The 22,876-nt window shown below is 60.8% G+C and carries 18 protein-coding genes and 3 riboswitches; of the genes, 1 reads left to right on the top strand and 17 read right to left on the bottom strand.

Annotation, left to right across the window (positions count from 1 at the left end):
* Positions 1-37: 37 nt before the first annotated feature.
* The 15 genes from tig to modA all read right to left on the bottom strand — a co-directional run bounded on the left by tig (position 38) and on the right by modA (position 18,823).
* The gene (gene tig, locus K2M58_RS03730; RefSeq protein ID WP_220678339.1) at positions 38-1,537 is read right to left on the bottom strand and encodes a trigger factor; all 1,500 of its coding nucleotides are present in this window, start codon (positions 1,535-1,537) and stop codon (positions 38-40) included.
* Between the two features lie 281 nt (positions 1,538-1,818).
* Positions 1,819-2,148, bottom strand: coding sequence for a hypothetical protein (locus K2M58_RS03725; RefSeq protein WP_220678338.1), 330 nt, complete (start codon positions 2,146-2,148; stop codon positions 1,819-1,821).
* 385 nt (positions 2,149-2,533) lie between these two features.
* Positions 2,534-3,952, bottom strand: a complete 1,419-nt coding sequence (locus K2M58_RS03720) for an ABC transporter ATP-binding protein (protein WP_220678337.1) — start codon at positions 3,950-3,952, stop codon at positions 2,534-2,536.
* A 25-nt stretch (positions 3,953-3,977) separates the two neighbouring features.
* Positions 3,978-5,633: an ABC transporter permease gene (locus tag K2M58_RS03715; protein WP_220678336.1), complete on the bottom strand. Its 1,656-nt coding sequence runs from the start codon at positions 5,631-5,633 to the stop codon at positions 3,978-3,980.
* A gap of 106 nt (positions 5,634-5,739) precedes the next feature.
* Positions 5,740-6,789 (bottom strand): ABC transporter substrate-binding protein, encoded by a 1,050-nt coding sequence (locus K2M58_RS03710; RefSeq protein ID WP_220678335.1) that lies wholly within the window; start codon positions 6,787-6,789, stop codon positions 5,740-5,742.
* 144 nt (positions 6,790-6,933) lie between these two features.
* Positions 6,934-8,157, bottom strand: coding sequence for an IS256 family transposase (locus K2M58_RS03705; RefSeq protein WP_220676936.1), 1,224 nt, complete (start codon positions 8,155-8,157; stop codon positions 6,934-6,936).
* 95 nt (positions 8,158-8,252) lie between these two features.
* Positions 8,253-8,522 carry a ParB N-terminal domain-containing protein gene (locus K2M58_RS03700; protein WP_220678935.1) on the bottom strand — a complete coding sequence of 90 codons (270 nt, stop codon included), beginning with the start codon at positions 8,520-8,522 and terminating at the stop codon, positions 8,253-8,255.
* A gap of 258 nt (positions 8,523-8,780) precedes the next feature.
* Positions 8,781-9,230 (bottom strand): OsmC family protein, encoded by a 450-nt coding sequence (locus K2M58_RS03695; protein ID WP_220678334.1) that lies wholly within the window; start codon positions 9,228-9,230, stop codon positions 8,781-8,783.
* A gap of 80 nt (positions 9,231-9,310) precedes the next feature.
* The gene (locus K2M58_RS03690; protein WP_220678333.1) at positions 9,311-9,937 is read right to left on the bottom strand and encodes a beta-class carbonic anhydrase; all 627 of its coding nucleotides are present in this window, start codon (positions 9,935-9,937) and stop codon (positions 9,311-9,313) included.
* 66 nt (positions 9,938-10,003) lie between these two features.
* A complete protein-coding gene (locus K2M58_RS03685; RefSeq protein WP_220678332.1) occupies positions 10,004-11,305 on the bottom strand; it encodes an O-acetylhomoserine aminocarboxypropyltransferase/cysteine synthase family protein in 1,302 nt (433 codons plus the stop codon).
* 91 nt (positions 11,306-11,396) lie between these two features.
* Positions 11,397-12,533, bottom strand: a complete 1,137-nt coding sequence (locus K2M58_RS03680; protein ID WP_354667526.1) for a homoserine O-acetyltransferase MetX — start codon at positions 12,531-12,533, stop codon at positions 11,397-11,399.
* A 131-nt stretch (positions 12,534-12,664) separates the two neighbouring features.
* Positions 12,665-12,881, bottom strand: a riboswitch (SAM riboswitch).
* Positions 12,882-13,024: 143 nt separating this feature from the next.
* Positions 13,025-13,209, bottom strand: a riboswitch (SAM riboswitch).
* A gap of 304 nt (positions 13,210-13,513) precedes the next feature.
* Positions 13,514-14,803: a transposase gene (locus K2M58_RS03675; protein WP_220678331.1), complete on the bottom strand. Its 1,290-nt coding sequence runs from the start codon at positions 14,801-14,803 to the stop codon at positions 13,514-13,516.
* A gap of 449 nt (positions 14,804-15,252) precedes the next feature.
* Positions 15,253-16,542, bottom strand: coding sequence for a transposase (locus K2M58_RS03670; protein WP_220678330.1), 1,290 nt, complete (start codon positions 16,540-16,542; stop codon positions 15,253-15,255).
* 432 nt (positions 16,543-16,974) lie between these two features.
* Positions 16,975-17,694 (bottom strand): molybdate ABC transporter permease subunit, encoded by a 720-nt coding sequence (modB, locus tag K2M58_RS03665; RefSeq protein WP_220678329.1) that lies wholly within the window; start codon positions 17,692-17,694, stop codon positions 16,975-16,977.
* A 181-nt stretch (positions 17,695-17,875) separates the two neighbouring features.
* A complete protein-coding gene (gene modA / locus K2M58_RS03660; protein WP_220678328.1) occupies positions 17,876-18,823 on the bottom strand; it encodes a molybdate ABC transporter substrate-binding protein in 948 nt (315 codons plus the stop codon).
* A 297-nt stretch (positions 18,824-19,120) separates the two neighbouring features.
* Positions 19,121-19,271, bottom strand: a riboswitch (molybdenum cofactor riboswitch).
* Positions 19,272-19,672: 401 nt separating this feature from the next.
* On the opposite strand from modA, the gene K2M58_RS03655 reads away from it, so the two are divergent.
* Positions 19,673-20,440 carry an IS3 family transposase gene (locus K2M58_RS03655; RefSeq protein WP_220678778.1) on the top strand — a complete coding sequence of 256 codons (768 nt, stop codon included), beginning with the start codon at positions 19,673-19,675 and terminating at the stop codon, positions 20,438-20,440.
* 286 nt (positions 20,441-20,726) lie between these two features.
* Here the strand turns inward: K2M58_RS03655 and istB are convergent, their stop codons facing one another.
* Both istB and istA read right to left on the bottom strand, forming a co-directional pair.
* Positions 20,727-21,512: an IS21-like element helper ATPase IstB gene (istB, locus tag K2M58_RS03650; protein ID WP_220676869.1), complete on the bottom strand. Its 786-nt coding sequence runs from the start codon at positions 21,510-21,512 to the stop codon at positions 20,727-20,729.
* The gene (gene istA / locus K2M58_RS03645) at positions 21,509-22,786 is read right to left on the bottom strand and encodes an IS21 family transposase (RefSeq protein WP_252393391.1); all 1,278 of its coding nucleotides are present in this window, start codon (positions 22,784-22,786) and stop codon (positions 21,509-21,511) included. The genes istB and istA overlap by 4 nt, the downstream gene beginning before the upstream one ends.
* Positions 22,787-22,876: the final 90 nt, after the last annotated feature.

Raw genomic sequence — 22,876 nt, 5'->3', positions numbered from 1 at the left:
CCGGTGAGGCGCCGAACGGCCGACCACGCCCGACAGTCTATGCGTTTTCCGCGCCGTTTACACCTGTACCGCCCAAACCGCCGGAAGTTCGCGGCCCTCCTTCCGCCTCCGCCCCTTCGGCGCGGGCGTTTTTCGCGTCGGCGGCGCCTTCAGGCGGCACCGATCCGACGCCCGCCGCTTCCTCGCCGGAGGCGGTCCACTTCCCTTCGGCGCCGTCCGCTTCGCCGTCGGTGTCGGTCGCCTCTCGGACGGTGACGTCGGCATCGGCGAGGAGGCGATCGATCGCCTTCCGGACGCGGAGGGAACGCTCGATCACGGCCATGGTCCCCTGTCCTTCCAGCGCCCGGGCGGCCTCCTCCGGCGAGACGCGCCACGCCTCGGCGATCTTCCGGATCTCCGCTTCGCGCTCTTCCGGCGTCGGTTCCAGGCCGTGCTTTCTGGCATATGCTTCGAGGGCGAGGCGGATGGTGACGCGCTTTTTGGCCGTCTCCCAGAACTCGGTGATGAGGTCGTCTTCCGTCTTGTTCGTCATCTGAAGGTAGGCCTGAAGGGGGATGCCCGTCGCAAGGAGCGCATGCTCGAGCTCGTGGACCATGTCGTGCGCTTCTTCCCGGATCATGACGTCGGGAAGATCGACGGCGACCCGAGCGGCAAACGCCTCCGCCGCCTGATCCCGAAGCCGTTCTGTCGCCTCTTTTTCCCGCTCGGCTTCGAGCTCCCGGCGGATCGACGCCTTCAGTTCGTCCAGAGAATCGAAGTCGCTCACTTCCCGGGCGAAGTCGTCGTCAAGCTCGGGATAGCGCTTTTGTTTGAGCGTCTTCACGGTGACGGTGAACGTCGCCGTCTTCCCGGCGAGATCGGCCTCCCGGTAATCGTCGGGAAAGCGGACGTCCACCGTTCGCGTTTCGCCAACGGGAAGGCCGATGAGGCCCTGCTCGAAATCCGGCAGGGTGCGCCCGGCGCCGACCTCGATCTCGACATCGGTCCCCGCGGCGATCTGCTCGCCGTCGATGAACCCTTCGTAGTCGACGGTCGCCAGCATCCCCTCGGCCACCGGCCCGTCCACCGGCTCGAGAACGGCGACCTTCTCCCGCATGTCGCGGAGCTTCGCCTCGACGTCGGCGTCCGTCACCGGCCGGATCACCTTCTCGAGCACCAGGCGCTCCGCCTCCTCCGGCCAGGTGACGTCCGGACGGACGGTGACGACGGCCTTGAAGACGAGGGGGGCGTTTTTGTCCATGCGGACGATTTCGATCGCCGGCCGCTCCACCGGCTCGATGCCCGTCTCCCGGACGGCCGCCGCATACGCCTCGGGCAGAAGGTCGTCCAGCGCTTCGTCAAACAGGACCTGGACGCCGACCCGACGCTCGAAGATCGGCCGCGGCACGCGCCCTTTGCGAAAACCGGGGACGCTGACCCGTTTGACGACCTTTTTGAAGGCCTGATCGAGCGCCGCTTCCACCCGTTCGGCATCGACTTCCACCGTCAGGGCCACGCGATGCCGATCGTGCCGTTCCAGCGTCGCCTTTACGCTCACGTCGCTCCCTCCACTTCTTAAACTCCCTTATTATAGCACATGTTCCGCCGGAGGCAATCAGGAAAGCGATTGCCGGAGGCAATCGGGAAAGCGATGTCGGAAGCGACCGGGGGGCGGGCGGCCACCGGCGCCGTCCGCGACGCGCCGCATCCGGCGCGATCCGTTTCGAAACCGTTCGATGCTCGAGGTTCTTGCTCGACTTTTTTATTTTTCTTTGGTTTTTTCGTCATTCTTATTTTTTTCGTCATTCTTACGATACTCTTTATAGGATAAAATGACGCTCAGCAGGACGACGACCCAAAATACGGGTCTTCAAGCGAGATGACGCCCCGGCCGTGCACGCCCAAAAGCTTCATCGCGAGCAGCAAAGCGATGACATAAAGAACCAGGCCCACGTCGAAGAACACGTCCGAACGGCGCTTTCGAGGAGATTCGACGACAAAACCGATCAACATCCCCGCGACAAAAGCGAAAACAATGAAGAAGCGAAGCAGCGGACGCTCGCCTGCCGGGATAAATGCATCATAAAGAATGATCGAAGTGACCAGAATAAAATGGGCAATATGAGAAAAAGAGGCCCGGCGAAAAACCTCGTCCCGCGGCGTTCGCATCCGGAACCGATCCCCTCCAAAAGGCTAGCTTTTTCGCTTATAGCAAGAAACGCGCTTTAATTATCCTTTCTCTCATTTTCTACTAAGAAATATTGAACTTCAATGGGCTTAGTAAATGATGCATCTTGATAATGAACTCATGTAACGTAATAACCATAAGGACCGGGATCATATGGATCCGTCACGCGTGTGACCCATGACCCAACATAAGAGTAGGTTGAGGGATCGCAACAATTTTTTCACCCATTTAGCACTTGATGTGGAAACTAATGATTGGCTATAAGTTAGCACGAGGAAAAAGTCAACAATAACATTTTCAAGACCCCTCCTTTTCCACAGTTAATATTAATTACTGCCGAAATTGTACAAAGTCATGCAGGAAAAATCAAGAGGTGAAATCAATCTGATGATGTGCGTCCGTTCTCCGTTCAACGTCCTGCGAGCGCCCCGCTTCCCGCCTCCGGTCGACGTACCCCGTCTGTCCCGGCGCCAGGCGCCCGTCGCGAAGCCCCTCCGGCGAGACGAAAAGATCGAACGACGTCTGCCGGAGCGGCCGGTCGGAAGCCCCTTCTTCCTCGCCTGCCGCCTCGACGGGACCGACCCCCGCCGCGACGACCTCGACCGTCAACCGGACGGCCCGCCCTTCGTACGCCCGCCGCACGATGCGGACCGGAATCCCGGGCGGTCCCTCGCGAAACGCCCACTCCTCCGGTCGCACCGGGAAGCACCCGGCCGCGCGGAAAGCGAGAGGGATGCGGGTGCCGTCCCAAAGGCCGCCCGACATCGCCCGGTTTGCCCATCGATCATCCGAGGTTCGACCGTCCGCCGTTTCGCCGCTCGTGCGTTCACCGAGCGGTGAACGGTCAGCCAGGGCCGCATCGTTGGCCGACGCGCGCCCCGCATCCCCGACGTACCCGGCAGGCGCAAACCGCTCCCCCCGCCACGTTCCCGGGACGAGGGCCGCCCCGGCGACAAAGGCGGCGACAAACGGCGTCTTCGGCCTCAGATAGACCTCATCCGGAGGGCCGATCTGCACCACGCGCCCCGCTTCCATGACGGCGACGAGGTCAGCAAGCGCCAGCGCTTCTTCCCGGTCGTGGGTGACAAAGATGACGGTGCTTCCGGTCGCCCGATGAATCTTCGCCAGTTCCCTCTGCATGGCGGCCCGAAGCGGCGCATCGAGCTGGGAAAACGGCTCGTCCAACAAAAGGAGCCTTTTCGACGCCGCCAGCGCGCGGGCAAACGCCACCCGCTGCTTCTGTCCCCCGGAAAGTTCCTTTGGAAATCTTTTTCGGAAAGGCTGAAGCTCCGTCAGCTGAAGGAGCGCCTCCACTTCGCGCCTCATTTCATCATCGGCGTCGCGTTTCCCATCGCCCGCGCTTTTGCCGTCCCGGTCCGACGGGCGACTCGGCCGCCTTCCGCCGGCCACACGGCCGAAAAGCCCCTTCCAGCCGAATGCGGCCCGCTGAAGGCGGCGACGTCGCTGAAGCAGAGGAAAGGCGATATGCGCTTCGACCGTCATGTGGGGCCAAAGAGCGAACGATTGAAAAACCACTCCGACGTCCCGCTCTTCCGGCGGCACCCCCTCCCCCGCCCGGCTCACGACCCGTCCGTCAAAAGCGATCGTCCCCGCCTCAAGAGAGACGAAACCGGCGATGGCGTTCAAAAGCGTCGTCTTGCCGCTTCCCGACGGGCCGAGCACGGCCAAAAAAGCGCCGGACGGAACGGTGAGCGACACGTCCTTGAGCACCGTTCGCCCGCCCAGTTTGACCGAAACCCCGTAGAGTTCGACTTTCACGATCATCCCCCGCTTGCGGCCGGTGGCTCAGCTACCGTTCGGTCTCGCCCTTAAAACCGCCCCTGCGAAGCGCTTCGGCAAGGACAAAGAGAAGAAAGACAGAAACCGCGATGAGAAAAGCGAGCGCCCGCGCCTCCGTAAGCGCTCCGCCCTGTTCCAGCTGGAAAATGCGCATGCCGACCGTCTCCTGCCCCGAGGAAGCCAGAAGGACGGAAAGCGTCAGCTCCGTCCCGGCCAGCAGGACGACGAGCACCATGCCGCCCAGGAGCTCCCCGGCGATGAGGGGAAAGACGATGCGCCCAAGCCGCGCCAAAAGCCGCGCGCCGCTCATCTGGGCCGCCTGTTCCAAGCGCCGGTCGAGACGCGCCAGAGCGGCTTCGGCGGACCGCACGCCGATCGCGCCAAAGCGCACCGTATAGGCGATCCAGAGCATGGCGAGCGTCCCATAGACCCCGCCGGCCAAGCGCCCGACCGGCGACGCCCAAAAAACGATGAGCCCGAGAGCGACGACGATGCCCGGCAGCGCAAAAGGAAGGGTCATGAGCCCCCCCACCACCCGCCAGGTGAACCCCGGCCGCCAGCGCCGCCGAAGGGCCACCCCGGCGCCGAGGACGACCGTCGTCACCGCCGCCCCGATCGCAATCAGCCCGCTGTTGAACACCGCTTGCGCCGTCCGCCCATCGGCGAGCACGGCGGCAAAATGCTTCAGCGTCCAGTTTTCCGGCGTCGGCAGTAGCCCGTAAGCCCGGACGATCGCTCCCAGACCGAGCCCGACCAGAGGAAGAACGCTCGTCAGAAACAAAAAAGCGAGAATCAGCATAAAAAGCGGCCACCTGAGCGGCCCGAGATCAACACGACCTTCCCACCCGCCTTCGCCAAACGCCTCCGACACGTCGCGCCGGGACCCCATCCAAAAGCCGTAAAGCCCCATCAAAGCGATCGCCATGAGGAGCAGGCTGAGCGCCGCCGCCCGAGCGAAGGCCGACGGTCCGAAACCGGCGATCTGTTCGTAGATGTACGTCGAAAGCACCGGCACGTTCGCCGGAATGCCGAGAAAAGCAGGGATACCGAAATTGTCCAGGGCCGCCAAAAACGCCAACGCGCCTCCCGCGGCCAGCGCCGGGCGCAAAAGCGGCAGCACAATGAGGAGGAAAGCCCGAAGCGGCCGGGCTCCCGAGGCGCGGGCCGCCGTATAGAGCGCTTCCGGGACGCGACGCGCGGCCCGGATGACAAAAAGATACACGAGCGGATAATGCGTAAGCCCCATGACCACCGTCATGCCGCTTAAGCCGTAGACCGACCCATCGGGCCACGGAACGCCTAAAACGCCAAACGCCCGGTCCAGCAGGCCGTTTTTTTCGAACAGCGCCGCCCAGCTTAATGCGACGACATAAGACGGGAGAATCAGCGGTAGCCAAACGAGCGCCGAAATGAGGGAACGACCGGGTAGATCGGTGAAAGAGACGACCAGCCCGAGCGCCGCGCCCGCGGCCAGAGCGATCGCCGTCCCGCCGGCGACCATGACCGCCGTGTTCCAGAGCATCGCCGTCGTCCGTTGCGCGGCAAAAAGCGAAAGCACCTCAGCCGTCGGCCCATGGCGAAAACTTTGAACCAGGAGCGCCAGGAGCGGCCCAGCGAAAAAAGCGACGATGGCGATGACCGCCGCCGCCTCTCCTCCCCGGCGCACCGCGTTCCACCATCGCGCGTTTGCCTGCCGCGCGTGCGCTACGGCCTGCCCGTAACGTTCCTTCACCACGGTCGATCTCCACCGCCGATTGCCGTGGCTCTCGATGTCAGCGGAACAGGGCGGCGAACTTCTCTTTTTCCGCTTCCCGCGTCTGGGCCATCTCCTTCGGGTCCGCCGCCAGCACCTTGAGCGCCTCCGCCGGGCGCATCCCTTCAGGAGGCGCGATCCCCGGGCGGATCGGCGTGTAACCGAGTTCGGCCTCGAGCTTCTGCCCCTCTTCCGAAAGGATGAAGTCGACGAACGCCTGCGCCGCCTTTATGTTTTTCGTCCCTTTCACGATGGCCACCGGCTCGGTGATCACCGGCACGCCTTCTTTCGGATAGACGAGCTCGACCGGCGAGCCCTCTCGCTTCGCCCGGGCGGCCATAAAATCGACGAGCATGCCGTACGCTTTTTCGCCGCCGGCGACGGCCGTGAGCACCCCGCCGTTCCCTTTCCCGACGACGACGCCGTTTTGCTTCATGTCTTCATAAAATTTCCAGCCGAACTCCGACTGCCGCACGAACACGCCGAGGTTATAGGCGGCCGCGCCCGAGTAGAGCGGGCTCGGCATCATCGCCTTGCCGCGCGCCTCCGGAGAAGTGAACACACGCCAGGAATCCGGAAGCGTTTTGACTTTCTTCGTGTTTACGACGATGATGCTGGCCATGACCTTCGTTCCGGCGTACGTTCCGTCGGGATCGACAAACGCCTGGGGGATCGCCTCGACGTTCGGCGAGCGATACCGTTCGAGGAGCCCTTCGGCCTTCAGCGCTTCGAACGTCACCGCATCGGCCAGGAGGAGCACGTCGGCTTTCACCCCGCCGGCCAGCTTTTCCGACCTGAGCTTGGCGACGATTTCTTCCGTTCCCGAGCGAAAAACGACGACATCCACCGCCGGATACCGCCCGCGGAAGGCCTCGACGAGCTTGTTCGCATCGTCGTCCGGTTGCGAGGTGTAAAAATGAAGCGTCCCTCCAACCGGAGCTTTACCGCTTCCTTCGGCATCTTGAGCCTGACCTTGCCCGCTTTGTCCGCAACCCGAAAGCCAAAAACCGACCCCGACCGTCACGAAAACGAAAGCGAAGATCGGCCTTGCCAGCGCTTTTTTAACCATCGCTTTTCCTCCGCTCGTCCTCACGCTTTCTGGTCATTGCCGTCCATGTCGGGTGTACCCTAGCCCGCGTCTAGGTCAAGTATAGCGATCAAGTCCAGTATCATGTGTAAATTGCCCTCTTCGGCGAATGAAAGGACAGGTCACTCAGGCATTCACAACGTGCAGCATGGCCGGCTCAGTGGATTTCTGTTGTTCCTTCTTCCACTGCCAATACTCATCCATATTCAGGTAACGGTGCCCAGTGGTCCACGTCTCGTCTATCTCCATGAGTAGCGCTCCAAGCAACCGTATTACGGATTCCCGGTTGGGAAAGATGCGGATGACTCTTTCACGGCGGCGAATCTCCTCGTTGAGTCGTTCCACGCCGTTCGTGGTACGCAAGCGCCGCCGATAGCGATCCGGCAAGACCAGCACGGCCGTGACGTCGTCAAAGCCCTCCTCTAGCACCTTGACGGCCTTGGGTGCCTTCTCAGCGTACTCCTCCACAAATTCATTCATGAGCAGTCGGGCCGTCTTGAGGTCGGGCGCATCAAGAATGGCTCGTACACGCTTGTAGACCTCCTTCTGCAACGCCTTGGGTGTGGCGTCCAAGATATTGCGCATGAAGTGGGTCTGGCACCGTTGCCAGGTGCATCCCTGAAACTCCGTCTGCAGTGCCTTCACCAGCCCGCCATGACTGTCAGACACCACAACGTCAACGCCGCGGAGACCCCGGTTCTTCAGCCAGGCAAAGAACTCCCGCCAGCTGGCCTCCGATTCGCTGTCGCCCAACATCAAGCCAAGAATCTCACGGTACCCTTCTTCGTTGATGCCAACAGCGATCATGGCCGCTCGAGAGCGAACACGCCCTTCCTCCCGAATCCGGAGTACCAAAGCGTCCACCAGCAGGAACGGATAACGATGCTCAGCAAGGCTGCGATTATTCCATCCCTGAACGATGGGATCAAGGCGCTTGCACAGCTCGGAGACCGTGGACTTCGAGAACGTCGTGCCGCACAACTGCTCGGTGACTTTCGCCACGTCCCGGGTGGACACGCCGTTCACCACCATCTCCATCAGGGCGATGATGAACGCTTGTTCGCTGCGCTGGTACCGAGCAAACAGCTCTGTGGAGAACTGGCCATTCCGGACCCTCGGAACCCGCAACACCAGCCGCCCCACACGGGTTGTCAGGGTGCGGGTGACTGTTCCGTTGCGATAGCCTTGGCGTTCTTTCGTGCGCTCGTATGGCGCCGCTTTCAGATGCTCCTGCACTTGCGCTTGGAGGATCTGGTTGACCACACTCTCCACCAGCTTTGCCACGCCTCCATCCCGCTGAAAGAGGCCTTCCAAAATCTCGTCGTCCACGGTAATCTGGTACTGAGCCATCCGGTATCCCTCCTGGTGAAGTGGTTTCTTCTCCGTCTCACATTCTACCAAAGAGGGCCGGATGGCTCATTTTATGTCACCTGGACCATCCGTTTTTACACATGATACCGGACACGACTAGTATAGCGGAGATGTGTTAAGGCCAGATGAACGGAAGATAAAGATTGTGTAAAGCGGGCGATCATTGCGCCGACCACTGGCCGCGTGCCCGTCGCCGGCAGGGCGATGAACTTTACCTGAGCACCGGCTGCATTCAAACCGGTGATAAGGCCGTTCTGTTCGATGTCCCGGGCGAGTTCTTCGATGTCGCCGAAGACTTTGCGTATCCGGTCGCCGATTCCGATCTTGTCGATGTCGACGAGCATGTTCTCGTTTCCCGACCGTATCTGGGATTGACCGTCAAATATAACGTCCCCGTCGCCGGAGGCGCCGGGAGAAACCCCGCCCGTTTACCGGTCAACCGCGTGATTATCGAGCCGTCACGGGCGAAGACGGCTCAAAAAAGACGGCCCGGGTGGGCCGTCGGCAGGACATTTTCATTTCACGCCTTCGAAGAAGATGCGGGTATCTTTAGGAGAAAGAAATTCCTCCGTCGGGATCGTGCCTCTCCCGATCCCCGATGCTCACCGCCCGCTCTGCGCCGGCGAAACGGCCAGCGTCGGCACGCCGCGGAGCGTGTCTTTCACCGGGCAAATGCGCTCGACGTGTTCGATAAGCGCCCGAACCCGATCCGCGGCGGACGGGGAGTCGATCGCGATCCGATAGCGAATTTCTTGAAATCCCGGGCGGACGTCCGGCGCTTTTTCTAAAAATCCGTCCGGATCGAGGTCGCCCTCCACATCAATCGTCACGCCGCGCAGCTCCACGCCGTGCCGCTTGGCCAGCAGACTCACCAGGACGCTTATGCACCCGCCGAGCGCCGCGAGGACGAGCTCCACCGGGTTCGGGCCCTGGTCCGTTCCGCCGAGCACCGGCGGTTCGTCGATGACGATCTGTTTGTCGCGGATGTGCGCGACGGCGCGCACGCCCTCTCCGGACCACTCGACGCGAGAGGCAAAGGTCTGTTTGGCCATGCGGTTTCCCTCCACTCCTGATCTTCATCTGGCATGAACGTGATAGGCGCGGCGCCCTTGGCGGCGCCATCCGGATGCGGTCATCCGTCCCCCCTCGGTGAATCCTGAACCCGCCCCAGCAGTTCATCGCGCGTATTCACGCGCCGGCTCAACCGTTGATGCGGTCGGCGCAGACGATGGGACTCAACTTCATACACATATCCGTTGATGACCGTATCTTTGGGAATCAAGGGGTGATTCCGCAAATACTCGACCTGGGCAATGGTCGCATCGTCAACACTTTCAAAAGTCCGGAACCACCGAGCGAATGCTCCAGGGTCCGTCAGCGTCAGTTCGGGAAGCGAGGGGTCCAGCTGAACGCGTTCCACATCGATGTTGAATTTGGCCCGGAGCGCCTCGACGATTTCCTGGCCCTGAGCCGTCATCATTCCACATTCCGTGTGATTGATCACGATGATCTCTTTCGTTCCAAAGAAATTCACACTCAGAGCCGCCGAACGGATGACATCATCGGTGACCACGCCCCCGGCGTTGCGGTAGATATGAGCATCGCCGGGCTGGAGGCCGAGCATTTCTTCCACATCCAACCGCTCATCCATGCATGCCAGGACAAACAACCGCCGGTTATTGGGAATTCCCCTTTGTCTCCGAAGCACCCACGCTTCGTGCTTTTGGATGGTTTCGTCGATTTGCTGACTCAAGCTCACGGACCCTTCCCCCCTTCATCGAACCGGTAGATTGACGAACATCATCGTCCGCCGCACAGACGGCGGTCAGCCGGATACCGGCGCCGACACTTTGGCAAACGCCTGATCGAGATCCCAGATGAGGTCGTCGACGTTTTCCAGGCCGACCGACAGGCGGATGAGGTCCTCGCTCACCCCGGAGGCGCGGAGTTCTTCATCCGAGAGCTGCGAATGCGTCGTCGTCGCCGGATGGATGATGAGGCTTTTCGCGTCGCCGACGTTGGCGAGATGCGACCAGAGCGTGAGGCTTTCGATGAACTTCCGCCCGGCTTCCCGGCCACCGCGGATGCCGAAGGTGATGACGGATCCCGCACCTTTGGGCAGGTACTTCTTCGCCAGTTCGTGCGACGGATGCTCGGGAAGTTCCGGATAGTTCACCCACGCCACCGCCGGATGGCCCTTTAAGTACCGGACGATGCGCCGGGCATTTTCCACGTGCCGGGCCATCCGGAGGGGAAGCGTCTCCAGGCCCAGCGCGACCTGGAACGCGCCTTGCGGGTGAATCGCCGGCCCCATGTCCCTGAGGAGCTGGACGCGGGCCTTGACGATGTACGCCGCCGGGCCGAACGCCTCGCGGTAGACGACGCCGTGATAGCTCGGGTCCGGTTCGTGAAGCGACGGATAGCGTTCCTTCGGCCAGGCAAAGCGTCCGCCGTCGACGATGATCCCGGCGATGGTCGTGCCGTTGCCAGTGAGCCACTTCGTCGCCGAGTAGACGACGACGTCCGCGCCGTAGTCAAACGGACGCACCAACACCGGCGTGGCGAACGTGTTGTCGACGATGAGCGCCACCCCGTACTCGTGGGCGATCTTCGCCACCGCCTCGATGTCGAGCACGTCCAGGCTGGGGTTCCCGATCGTCTCGGCGAAAATCGCCTTCGTCTTCTCGGTGATCGCCCGGCGGAAGTTCTCCGGATCGCGCCCGTCGACGAAGCGCACCTTGATCCCATAGCGCGGGAGCGTCACGGCAAAGAGGTTGTACGTGCCGCCGTAAAGCTGGCTCGCGGCGACGATCTCGTCGCCGGCGCCGGCGATGTTCAGGATCGCCAGCGTGATCGCCGCCTGACCGCTCGCAAGCGCCAGCGCCCCAACGCCGCCCTCCAAAAGCGCCATCCGTTCTTCAAGGGCCGTCACCGTCGGATTGTGGATGCGGGTGTAAATGTAGCCCGGCTCTTTTAAGGCGAACAAATTGGCGGCGTGCTCGGTGTCGCGAAAGACGTACGACGTCGTGTTGTAGATCGGGAGGGCCCGCGCGCCCGTCACCGGATCGGGCTGAAGCCCGCCGTGGATGGCCAGCGTCTCCAGCGCCCACTGCCGTTTTTCGCCCATTCTCCGATCCCTCCCGGATAATGTTCAATCGGTGCACGCTTCAAGCGACGGTCGGAATGTCCGATCGGAATGACGACAGGGATGCCGAACTCTATAGGAATGCCGAGCGAAAGTCCTGCGTCACCGATCCGGGGCACGATTCGGCCTGTTCCAGCTGTTCCCGGATGATTCCGCCCCATTTTTCAAACTCGGTGAGAAATCCATCGTGGCCGTAGAGGGTGTCCACTTCAAAGTAGCGCGCTTCAACGCCACCGGCCCGAAGCCGATCGACGAAGGCGGCGATTTCCTGCGGCGGGTAAAGAAGATCGCCGCGATAGGCGAGGGCGACGACGCGGGCGCGGATGCGCTTGATGGCTTCCTCGATCCCGCCGCGACCGCGGCCGAGGTCGTGGGCGTCCATCGCCTTGAGCAAATACAGGTAACTGTTGGCGTCGAATCTCCGAGCGAGCTTTTCGCCGTGATGGATAAGATACGATTCGACCTGGAAGCTGACCTCGTCATGCCGACGCCCCCACCCATCGCGCTCGGCCCGTTCAAAGCGGCGGTTGAACTGATCGGGACTGCGGTACGTCACCATTCCCGCCATCCGGGCGATGATCATCCCCGCTTTGGGGGGATGCGCCGGGTCGTAGTAGCCGCCGTTCCACGCCGGATCGGAGAGGATCGCCAGCCGCCCGATGGCGTTAAACGCGATGGCGTAATCCGAAAGACGCGGCGTGACGGCGATGGGGATCAGAAGGTCCATCCATTCGGGGTACATCACCCCCCACTCGAGCGCCTGCATCCCGCCGAGCGATCCGCCGATCACCGCCCGCAGGCGGCGGATGCCGAGGCGCTTTAAGGCGAGATATTCCGCCTGCACCATATCGCGCACCGTGATGAACGGAAACTCGGGGCCGTACGGCCGGCCGGTTTCGGGATTGGTCGACGTCGGGCCGGTCGAGCCGTCGCATCCGCCCAGGACGTTAAACGTCACCACCTGATAGCGGTCGGTGTCGATCGGCTTGCCGCTCCCGATGAGCCCGGCCCACCAGCCCGGGTCCTCGTCGGTGCCGACGGCCACGTGATTGCCCGTAAGCGCGTGGCAGACGAGCACCGTCGGACCATCTCGCGGCCCGACCCGCTCGTAGGCCAGCCGCACATCCGGAAGGACGCGGCCGCTTTCCAGGCGGAGCGCGCCGATGGACACCGTTCCCACTTCACGCGTTTTAAGGTCCATGCTCACCATCGACGCTCCCCTCTTTCCGTCTTGGTCTGAAAAAAACCACAAAAATACGATGGCCGTGAAACCCGATGACCATGAAAAAATCCCTCTTCTGGATAAGAAGAGGGATTTCGAACCGCCGTCGAAATGCCCTCTTCTTATCTCTCGGCACGACCGCGCGCAGGACGCTCCCCCTTCCCCCGTCCATGGCGCTCGGCACGTTCCGCAGGAATTGGCACCAGATCCTGCGCGGCACCGCGCTTTCAGATTCACGCCGGGCCTCAAGCGGTTCCGACCGTGTGTGACCGGGCGTCCTCGCAGGATGGTTGCCGGGCTTCATCGGGCCAGTCCCTCCGCCGCTCTCGATAAGAAGCAGGGTCGGATCTTCGGTTGTCAGGTGCGGTCCGCTTTCACTCGGAGGAGGCCGCATTTCCGGTCGGCCGCATCTCCGGTCGCGCATCAAAAAATCCCTCTTCGTTGATGAAGAGGGATTTTCGCTCCCGCGATCCTCCCCCTTCTTATCTCTCGGAATGGCTAGGCACCCCGGACCTCCGGTCCAAGGCCTCCATTCCGCAGGAGTTGGCACCTTTTCCCGCGGATCCAGCGTCGGCACAGGCGGCTTCCCCGCCGAGTCGTGCCGACTCCCCGGGACGGTTGCCGGGCTTCATCGGGCCAGTCCCTCCGCCGCTCTCGATAAGAAGGTTTCGCTGAGACGCTTCGTGTTGGGTGTCATTCCGTTGTGACCGAAAGCTTGCGACCATTTTATCAACCGGTCCGCCGGTTGTCAAGAACTTGAGGGCTCGAGCTTTTTTCGCTGTGCCTGTATCTCGGTCTGACCTGCATCAGGCCATCTTCAGTTTTGGGGGATTCCACGATTCTTTCTTTAAACAAGATTGGTTTTCATGCATATATTCCCCGTGTTTTTAATAAAAAAGACAATACTCCACCTCCCTTTTTCCAATCCACGGAAAAAAGGTAAACAAATCTATCCTTCTTTTCCTCCACTACGCTACCTGCACAAAACTCCTCAGTTTCCCTGACCATCCCTCGCGCAGACGTCCAAGCGCCATCCCCAGCATGACCACCAGCGCAAACCCCACCCGCACGCGCATCTTCTTCAGCCCTCGGATGGTGTGCGTCTCAAAGCCGTACATCGTATCTAGACGGGAAAACACGCACTCCACCGCCGTGCGCTTGCGGTACTCTCGCGCCCATCTCGCGCTCCCGCGCGCAATCGGCGGAAACAAACGCCGATCCACGTCCATCCGAATGCGCAATCCTCTCGCCACGGGGCACTGAGCCACTCCGGCACAGGAGAGGCCGTAGGCCTTTGCCGGACACCGCTTTTTCAGCGTTCCGCGCTTCTCTTCAAAGCCTCCTTCGGCCATGGTCCGCATGGTTCCCGTTTCTGGACACACGCAGAACACGCGGCCTTTGTTGTCATACACCACGTTTGTTTGCCCCTCAAGAAGCCGCGTTGCCTCGCCGTCGCGCCAACTGGCCCGGATGTCGATCACCGGCCGGATGCGGTGTTCGTCCCACAGGCGCATGATAAGTTTTGAGTCGTCATAGCCTTTGTCCGCGGTAAGCACTTCGGCACGCGCGAGCACTTCTGGACGTTTTGCTTGCAGCTTTTCCAGAAAGGCATGGGCTGTGGCGACATCGGCTTTTGAGGCGGGTGTCACGGTGTAGGCCACCGGCAGTTCATGAGTGCTGTCGACGATGAGATGCAGCTTGTATCCAAACCACCGGAGCTTTGTCGCGTTTCCCTCGCGGTCGTGCACCGTCTTAAACCCATAATCCGCATCTCTGTCTCGCCGCCCGTCGGGTGCGGTGTTTTTCGGCCGGTAGCGCGCGTACGACCGGATGGCTTTGCTGTCCAGAGCCAGGCGTTTTCCGTAGTCGGGAAGGTATGTGGCCACAGCTTGCTGGAGCGCGACAAAGAGGGACTCCAACTCGGCCTCATGGGCTTCAATCCGTTTCCAGAAGCGACTGAAGGCCGCGGCACTTGGCACGCGGTCACCGAAGCCCAAAAGCCAGCGCAACTGTCCGTTTCGGCTCAGTTCGCGTCGCAGGGATTCGACGCTCGGGTGCTGGAACACGACGAGGGCGATATACGCATTCCACATGGCCCGCACGGGATAATCGTCCCGGCCCCTGCCGCGGGCTTTCTCCAGTTTTTGCATGAGCGCTTCGTCCGGGAGATGTTCAAGGACAAGCCTCAGGCGTTCGAGATCGCCGAGTCCGGCAATTTCGTTCCACGAAAACAGGGAGCCTTGTGGTATAATGGCCATACAGGTCTACTCCTTTGGGCAGGTTCTCCTCCTTTTGAGTTTACCAAAAGGAGCGGCAACCTGCTTTTTTATGTTCAAATTTTGGGTTCCTCTTTTGTGGGGTAAGTATTGTCAGACAACTTTTTCGACATGGCTCTGAACGACCCAGAAAGCGTTTGCCCCCACCTTTTCGGTGGGGGATTGACCGTTTTGTGAAGGTGAAAGTGAGCCGAATACCAAGGGATTCGGACAGCGAAAAAGGCTCGGCTCGAGCTTTTTTCGCTGTCCCTATTCTCGGCCTGATTTGCATTAGGCCATCTTCAGTTTTGGGGGATTCCACGATTCTTTTTTAAACAAGATCGGTTTTCATGCATATATTACCCGTGTTTTTAATAAAAAAGACAATACTCCACCTCCCTTTTTCCAATCCACGGAAAAAAGGTAAACAAATCTATCCTTCTTTTCCTTCACTACGCTACCTGCACAAAACTCCTCAATTTCCCCGACCATCCCTCGCGCAGACGTCCAAGCGCCATCCCCAGCATGACCACCAGCGCAAACCCCACCCGCACGCGCATCTTCTTCAGCCCTCGGATGGTGTGCGTCTCAAAGCCGTACATCGTATCCAGACGGGAAAACACGCGCTCCACCGCCGTGCGTTTGCGGTACTCTCGCACCCATCTCGCGCTCCCGCGCGCAATCGGCGGAAACAAACGCCGATCCACGTCCATCCGAATGCGCCATCCTCTCGCCACGGGGCACCGGGCCACTCCGGCACAGGAGAGGCCGTAGGCCCTGGCCGGACACCGCTTTTTCAGCGTTCCGCGCTTCTCTTCAAAGCCTCCTTCGGCCATGGTCCGCATGGTCCCCGTTTCCGGACACACGCAGAACACGCGGCCTTTGTTGTCATACACCACGTTTGTTTGCCCCTCAAAAAGCCGCGTTGCCTCACCGTCCCGCCAGCTTGCCCGAATGTCGATCACCGGTCGGATGCGGTGTTCGTCCCACAGGCGCATGATAAGTTTTGAGTCGTCATAGCCTTTGTCCGCCACAAGCACCTCGGCACGCGTGAGCACTTCTGGACGTTTTGCTTGCAGCTTGTCCAAAAGGGCATGGGCTGTGGCGACATCGGCTTTTGAGGCGGGGGTCACGGTGTAGACCACCGGCAGTTCATGAGTGCTGTCGACGATGAGATGCAGCTTGTATCCAAACCACCGGAGCTTTGTCGCGTTTCCCTCGCGGTCGTGCACCGTCTTAAACCCATAATCCGCATCTCTGTCTCGCCGCCCGTCGGGTGCGGTGTTTTTCGGCCGGTAGCGCGCGTACGACCGGATGGCTTTGCTGTCTAGGGCCAGGCGCTTGCCGTAGTCGGGAAGGTACGCGGCCACAGCTTGCTGGAGCGCGACAAAGAGGGACTCCAGCTCGGCTTCATGGGCTTCAATCCGTTTCCAGAAGCGACTGAAGGCCGCGGCACTTGGCACATGGTCACCAAAGCCCAAAAGCCAGCGCAACTGTCCGTTTCGGCTCAGTTCGCGTCGCAGGGATTCGACGCTCGGGTGCTGGAACACGACGAGGGCGATATACGCATTCCACATGGCCCGCACGGGATCATCGTCCCGGCCCCTGCCGCGGGCTTTCTCCAGTTTTTGCATGAGCGCTTCGTCCGGGAGATGTTCAAGGACAAGCCTCAGGCGTTCGAGATCGCCGAGTCCGGCAATTTCGTTCCACGAAAACAGGGAGCCTTGTGGTATAATGGCCATACAGGTCTACTCCTTTGGGCAGGTTCTCCTCCTTTTGAGTTTACCAAAAGGAGCGGCAACCTGCTTTTTTATGTTCAAATTTTGGGTTCCTCTTTTGTGGGGTAAGTATTGTCAGACAACTTTTTCGACATGGCTCTGAACGACCCAGAAAGCGTTTGCCCCCACCTTTCGGTGGGGGATTGACCGTTTTGTGAAGGTGAAAGTGAGCCGAATACAAGGGATTCGGACAGCGAAAAAGGCTCACCTTTTTACCACAAAAAGTGCCCCCTGCACCGAAGCCGTTCCTTTTTCCGACCGGTCGGGATATACCGAGCTGAGCCGGAAGGCGCTCACCATCGTGGCCAGGACGAGTCCGTAACTCGGAATTCGGAAGCCGCGCCCAAGCCGCGTCCGATCTCTCCCGTACCTTTGCGGCGCCCCGGGCCCAACGCTTCAAAACGGGCGGGCTCGGGCACCGGGGGCCCCGGCCCCGTCTCCCAGCCGGTAGCGCAGCACCCGCCGGCGGCTGAACGCCAGGAACCAGTACATCACGGTCATGCCGAAGGCGAAGACGATCAGCGTGTAGATGAGCGCCCGGTCGTTCTCCCCGTTGGCCACGGCAAAATAGATGGCCAGCGTCAGCGTATCCGTCTTCCCCGGGATGTAACCGGCGAGCATGAGCGTGGCGCCGAATTCCCCGAGCGCCCGGGCGAACGAGAGGACGATGCCGGCGAGAAGCGTCGGCCAGGCGAGTGGCAGGGTCACCGTCCAGAACACCGTCCACGGCGATTTGCCGAGCGTCCGCGCGGCAAGCTCAAGCTTTTTGTCGACGCCCGAAAACGCGGCGACGGCGTTTTGATACATGAGCGGGAAAGCGACGACGCTGGAGGCGACGACGGCGCCGAGCCAGTTGAAGACGAATTCGACGCCGAAAAGCTCGTAGAACCATCGGCCGAGCGGGCCGTTTTTGCTGAAAAGCGTTAGCAGAATAAACCCGAGCACCGTCGGGGGAAGCACCATCGGCAGAATAAACAGCGTCTCGAGGATATCTTTGCCGGGAAATCGACGGCGGGCCAAAAGATAAGCGACCGCAGATCCGGTGACGGCCACGATCGCGGTGGCGACGAGGGATACGCGGATCGAAAGCCAAAGCGGCCAGAAAAGTTCGTTCATCGCGCGACCTCCACCCCATCCCGATGACGCTCGCTCCCGTTCCTTCACGCCTCCCGTGTGGCGGGCTCGCGCACCGATCATCCTCGCGCCCCGATCATCATCGAGTCCATTGCGAATGATCCCGGCGAGGACGGGGGACGGCGTCGCGAAAAGAGCGAGCGGACGGCCGAGGACAAGAACATTACGGCGACCCGGGAACAAAGCCGTACCGCTCCAGCACCGAACGGCCGTCCCCCTCGGTCAGCGCCTTAATGAACGCTTCCGCCTTATCCGGATGTTTCGATCCTTTGATCACCGCGCCGGGATAGACGATCGGCCGGTGCCACGACGGATCGGCCGTGTCGGAGACCTCCACACGGTCGGAGATCGCCGCATCCGTCTTGTACACGAGCCCGCCGTCGACTTCGCCCGACTCGACGTAAGCGAGCACCTGACGCACATCCGTACCGAAGACGAGGCGTTTGGCCTTTTCCATCTCATCATAGACGCCGAGATGTTCCAGCACTTCCTTGGCGTACGTCCCGGCCGGAACGCTCTTCGGTTCACCGATCGCGAGCTTCGCCTTTTGGTCCGTCTTCAGCCGTTCAAACGTCAGCCGCAGGTCCTCGGGCGTCCCTTTTTTTACGGCCATCACGAGGGTGTTTTTCACCACGTCGACCCGCGTCGCCGGGTCGATCAACCCCTTCTGTTCGAGTTCATCGACCTGCTTGGCACCGGCGGAGATGAAGACGTCGACCGGCGCGCCCTGCTCGATCTGTTGCATGAGCTGCCCGGAAGCGCCGAAGTTAAAGCGGAGCTTGACGCATTCCTTCTGTTCGAACGTCGGCTGATATTCGGTCAGCGCGTCTTTCAGGCTGATCGCCGCGGAGACGATGAGCTCCGATGCCGCTTTGCAACCCGCCCGGCCCCTGCTCTTCTCGGCGTCTGTCCCGGCACCCTGGGACGTTCCGGTCGCGGTCGGGTCGCCCGATGAACCGTCTGCCGTGCCGGAGCCGCTTCCGCCGGAGGGCGCCGGGTTCCCCGAACTGCAGGCGGTCATGAGTCCGACGAACAACAAGACGACGAGCGCCCAGGCGAGCGTTTTTGAGCGAAGCGGTTTCCATCCTGGTGTGCTTCTCGTTTTCATCATTTTTCCTCCCCCTTGCTTCCGTGCAAGGCTTTTGATTCACCGCATCGTGTCGGTTTGATCGCATCGACATTCTTCCCTCTGCCGGCATGCCGAGATCGTCTCTCCCCATGCTTCCCATCGCGCGGTTTCGGTCGCCACCGGCGGGCGTCCGAGCGCCCGGCGCAAGCGGAGACGATTTCCTCCTTCGCTTGTCCGAGATTTCTTCCTTCGCTGGTCCGATCCCTTTGCAAAATCGAAAACGCCCCGACCGATAAGCGGCGGGGCGTCTACGCATCCACGCACGTCAACGCGACCCACCTCCTTATACCCTACCGAGGAAGGCATGTCCGTTTCCAGACATACCCCGTGAGCGCAGGACACCCGGGGACGATCGGGTGTGCCCAGCGCTCAGGCCGCCGTCCATCGCACCGGGGACGCACCGCGTGCGGAAGGGCCGAGCGGCTCGGAGTGGTCGAACGCCTTCAGGGATAAGATTGAATTTTAAACCAGGATAAACAATACCAAAACGAGCCGGGAAAGTCAAGCGCGATCCGGCTCTAAGCTAAAAAGTGGGGTTGTCTAAGCAGGAAAAAGGCGGTCGGAGCGCTCACGGGATCGTCCCCCCATCCCATCCCAAGGAGGCTCCGACCGCCTATAAAACGGTCTACGGACACGCGTTCGGTCTTCAAGGCCGGATCCTCGATCGCCTTGAGCAAAATGAGCATCACGTCGACGGGGTTGCCGGGCGGCCGAAAATGGTGAAGACGCCTTTTCCGGCAACGGTATCCCAATTCGTCATGCCGATTGGGAAATCAAGCGTCTGCAAAAGCGGCTTGAAGAGCTGGAGACGGAGAACGAGATCCTAAAAAAATTTCAGGCATACTGGAGGGAGGTCGAGAAGTCAAGTACCGATTCATCCGGGAAAACGCAAAGACCTACGAAGTAAAGGTGATGTGCCGTCTGCTGCGAGTAAGCAGGCAAGCCTACTACGATTGGTGCAAGCGCCGTAAGAGCCAGCGACAAATCGACAGTGAGTTGCTCATGGACGCCATTCGTGAGGTATACCGTGAATTCAAAGGTCGCTATGGGAGCCCACGTATTGCGCTGGAACTTTGTAAGCGAGGCATCTTCACGAGTAAGAATCGTGTGGCTCGGCATATGCAGCGAATGGGCCTTGTGGCTCTGCCATGGCGCCGCAAACATCGTCTGGGTCGCAAGCCGTCCGCCGGGCGGATTGTGGAGAATCTGGTTCAGCGAGCCTTTTCCGCTGAGACCAAGAATGTGCTGTGGGTCGGAGACATCACCTACATTCCGCTGCAACACGGGTTCCTGTACTTGGCCACCTACATCGACGTTTTTTCCCGCAAGGTGGTTGGATGGGCGATGAAAACCCGCATGACCGAGCAGCTTGTCATTGATGCATTCTTGCAAGCAGTAGGCCGGGAACAGCCGCCAGCGGGCCTCATTGTCCACACAGATCGAGGATCGCAATATACGAGCCGACGGTATCAAGAGACCGTGAAGCGTCATGGCGGCGTCATCAGTATGTCACGGCTGGGTGACCCGTACGACAATGCAGTGATGGAGGCGTTTTACAAGACGCTGAGTGCGACCCGTTGCGCTATAAGTCTTGCATGACCGGGACGAAAAGTGCGGGACGATAATGTCCTAACCTGCTTCCCGACGGCAGGAATGAGAGGCCCATGCCGCCTCGAAACTGCCGGCCTGAGACTCCGTGCGACACGTTGCGCGATAAGCCTTTAACGGCGAAACGCGCGGGATGCTAGACGTCCTAACTCGTTTACCGATGGCAGGTGTCAATAGCGGATTAAAACTCCCCAAAAAAATCGCGTTCGATTCCCCACAAACAGCGGATTCAGTTCCCCAAAATCATCGCGCATCATTCCCCAGACGTATGTTCGATCTACGCGGTCACCTCCTCCTTCAGCGCATGGGTCACCCCGGCGCGCAGCTTGTCCTTCATCCGGTAGCTGTTGCCGCGGATGTTGATGGTGGTGGCGTGGTGCAGGAGCCGGTCGAGCAAGGCAGAGGCCAGCACCTGGTCACCGAAGAGTGTCCCCCAGTTGGTGAAGCTGGTGTTGGACGTGATGATCAGGGAGCCATGCTCGTAGCGCTCCGACACGAGCCGGAAGAAGTTCGCGGCGTCCAAGGCGTCAAGCGGCAAGTAGCCGACTTCGTCGCAGATCAGCAGCTTCGGCTGGGTGTAGATGCGCAGGCGCTTGTCCAGCCGTCCCTCTTGGTACGCCCGTCGCAAGTCAGCGACCAGCTTCTGCATGGTCACGAAGTAGACGCTCATGCGCTGTCGAATCGCCTCCATCCCCAGGGCCACCGCAAGGTGGGTCTTGCCCACCCCCGGCGGTCCCAGGAAGATGACGTTGCTGCCCTCCCGGATGAACGTCAAGCCGGCCAGTTCGCGTATTTGTCGCTCATCGACGGACGGCTGGAACGAGAAATCGAAATCTGCAAGGGTCTTGTGATACGGGAAGTTGGCCATGCGGAGTCTGGCGTGCATGTAACGGCTGTATCGCTCCTCCTGCTCAGCATCCAGCAGTCTGTGCAGGAACTCCGCATAGGTCGCCTGGTGCCCCGCTGCCCACTCCACGCACGCCGGCAGCACCGCCGCGGCGCGCTTCAATCCCAGCTCCAGCAGCTGCTCCTCGGCCTTGGCCAAAACCAACGCCTCACTCATTGCCCCTGACCTCCCATCGCGATCTGCTCATAGACGGACAGCTCCCGCTGCTCCACGTCCGGCCCGATTTGCAACCCTGGCACCTTGCCTCGATCCGGATGAGGCGTCCCAGCCGGGATGCCCTTGAAGTGCTCAGGGTCGGTTGAGACCTGGTGCCTGCCTGTGAGCACGCGGTGTTCGGCAATGACCTGCCCGCCGTACTCGATCTGCAGGCGGCCTGACTCAAACTCCCGGACCAGCACGGTGTGCCCCACATACCGCCATGGAACGGTGTACATGTTCGTGTTCCAGGAGATGCGACAATCGCTCATGACCTTGCGCATATCGGCGTACGCCAGCGTGTACCGGCTCTTAGGCAGGGGCTTAAGCGTCTCGGCCTGAAACCGCACCACCGGCTGCTCCCGCGTCGTGCCGTGGATGCGCACATTAGCCACCGTATCCCGCCAGATGGCACCTTGCCGGTTCAGGTCGTCATGGTCCACGAACGAAACCGGCCAGAAGCTGGACCGGATATACCCGATGGGCCGTTCAATCTTCCCTTTGGTGCGACTTCGGTAGGGCTTACAGGCCTTGGGCACGAATCCGTAGTACTTGGCGAAGTCCATGTACGCCGGCTGCCAGTCGACGTGTCCATGACCGTCGTTGGCCACGACCAGCGGGGAGCAGTTGTCGCTGAGCATGACCTTTGGAACCCCGCCGAAGAACTCCAGCGCGTTCCGGAGCGCCTGGAGGATATGCCGTTGGTCCGCCGCTCTGATAAACTCCAGGTAGAGCATGCGGGAGTAGGCGAGGACCATGGCAAAGCACCATACCTTGCGCCGATGGCCCTGCGGATCCAGGTAGGGGAATGCGCCCAGGTCGATTTGCGCTTGTTCCCCCGGAGCCGTCTCAAACCGCACGGTTGCCTTGGCAGAGACAACCGGGCGGAGAGGGTGCATGAACTCGCGCAGTACGGTAATTCCGCCGGTATATCCCTGCTCCCGGATCTCGCGAAAGATTCGCTCCGCATTGAGGACGCCGATACGCATGCGCTGCTCCACATAGGCCTTGTACGGCTCCAGCTTGTGGCCTTTCACCCTACGGCTGCGCGACTTCACCCTCCCCTCCTCCTGCTGCCTCGGCTCACTCACAGCCTTGCGGATGGTTTTGCGGTCATGGCCGTATCTTCTGGCCAGTTCCGAGATGCTGACGCCCTCCTCATACAGCTTCCTGATCTCCATCTTCTCACTCTCCCTCATCACCGGCACCTCCCCAAAAGTGATGGCAGGTGCCATAGTTCGACACAGGGGTGGGGAATTCATCCCGATGATTTTGAGGAAATCATGCCGGTGATTTTGGGGAATCTTTATCCGCTGCTATTGGGG

This window comes from Hydrogenibacillus sp. N12 (assembly GCF_019645935.1).
In the GTDB taxonomy this organism is placed as follows: domain Bacteria; phylum Bacillota; class Bacilli; order Thermicanales; family DSM-22653; genus Hydrogenibacillus; species Hydrogenibacillus schlegelii.
Note: the sequence above shows the minus strand (reverse complement) of the source record. Positions and strands in the feature narration are given on the sequence as shown.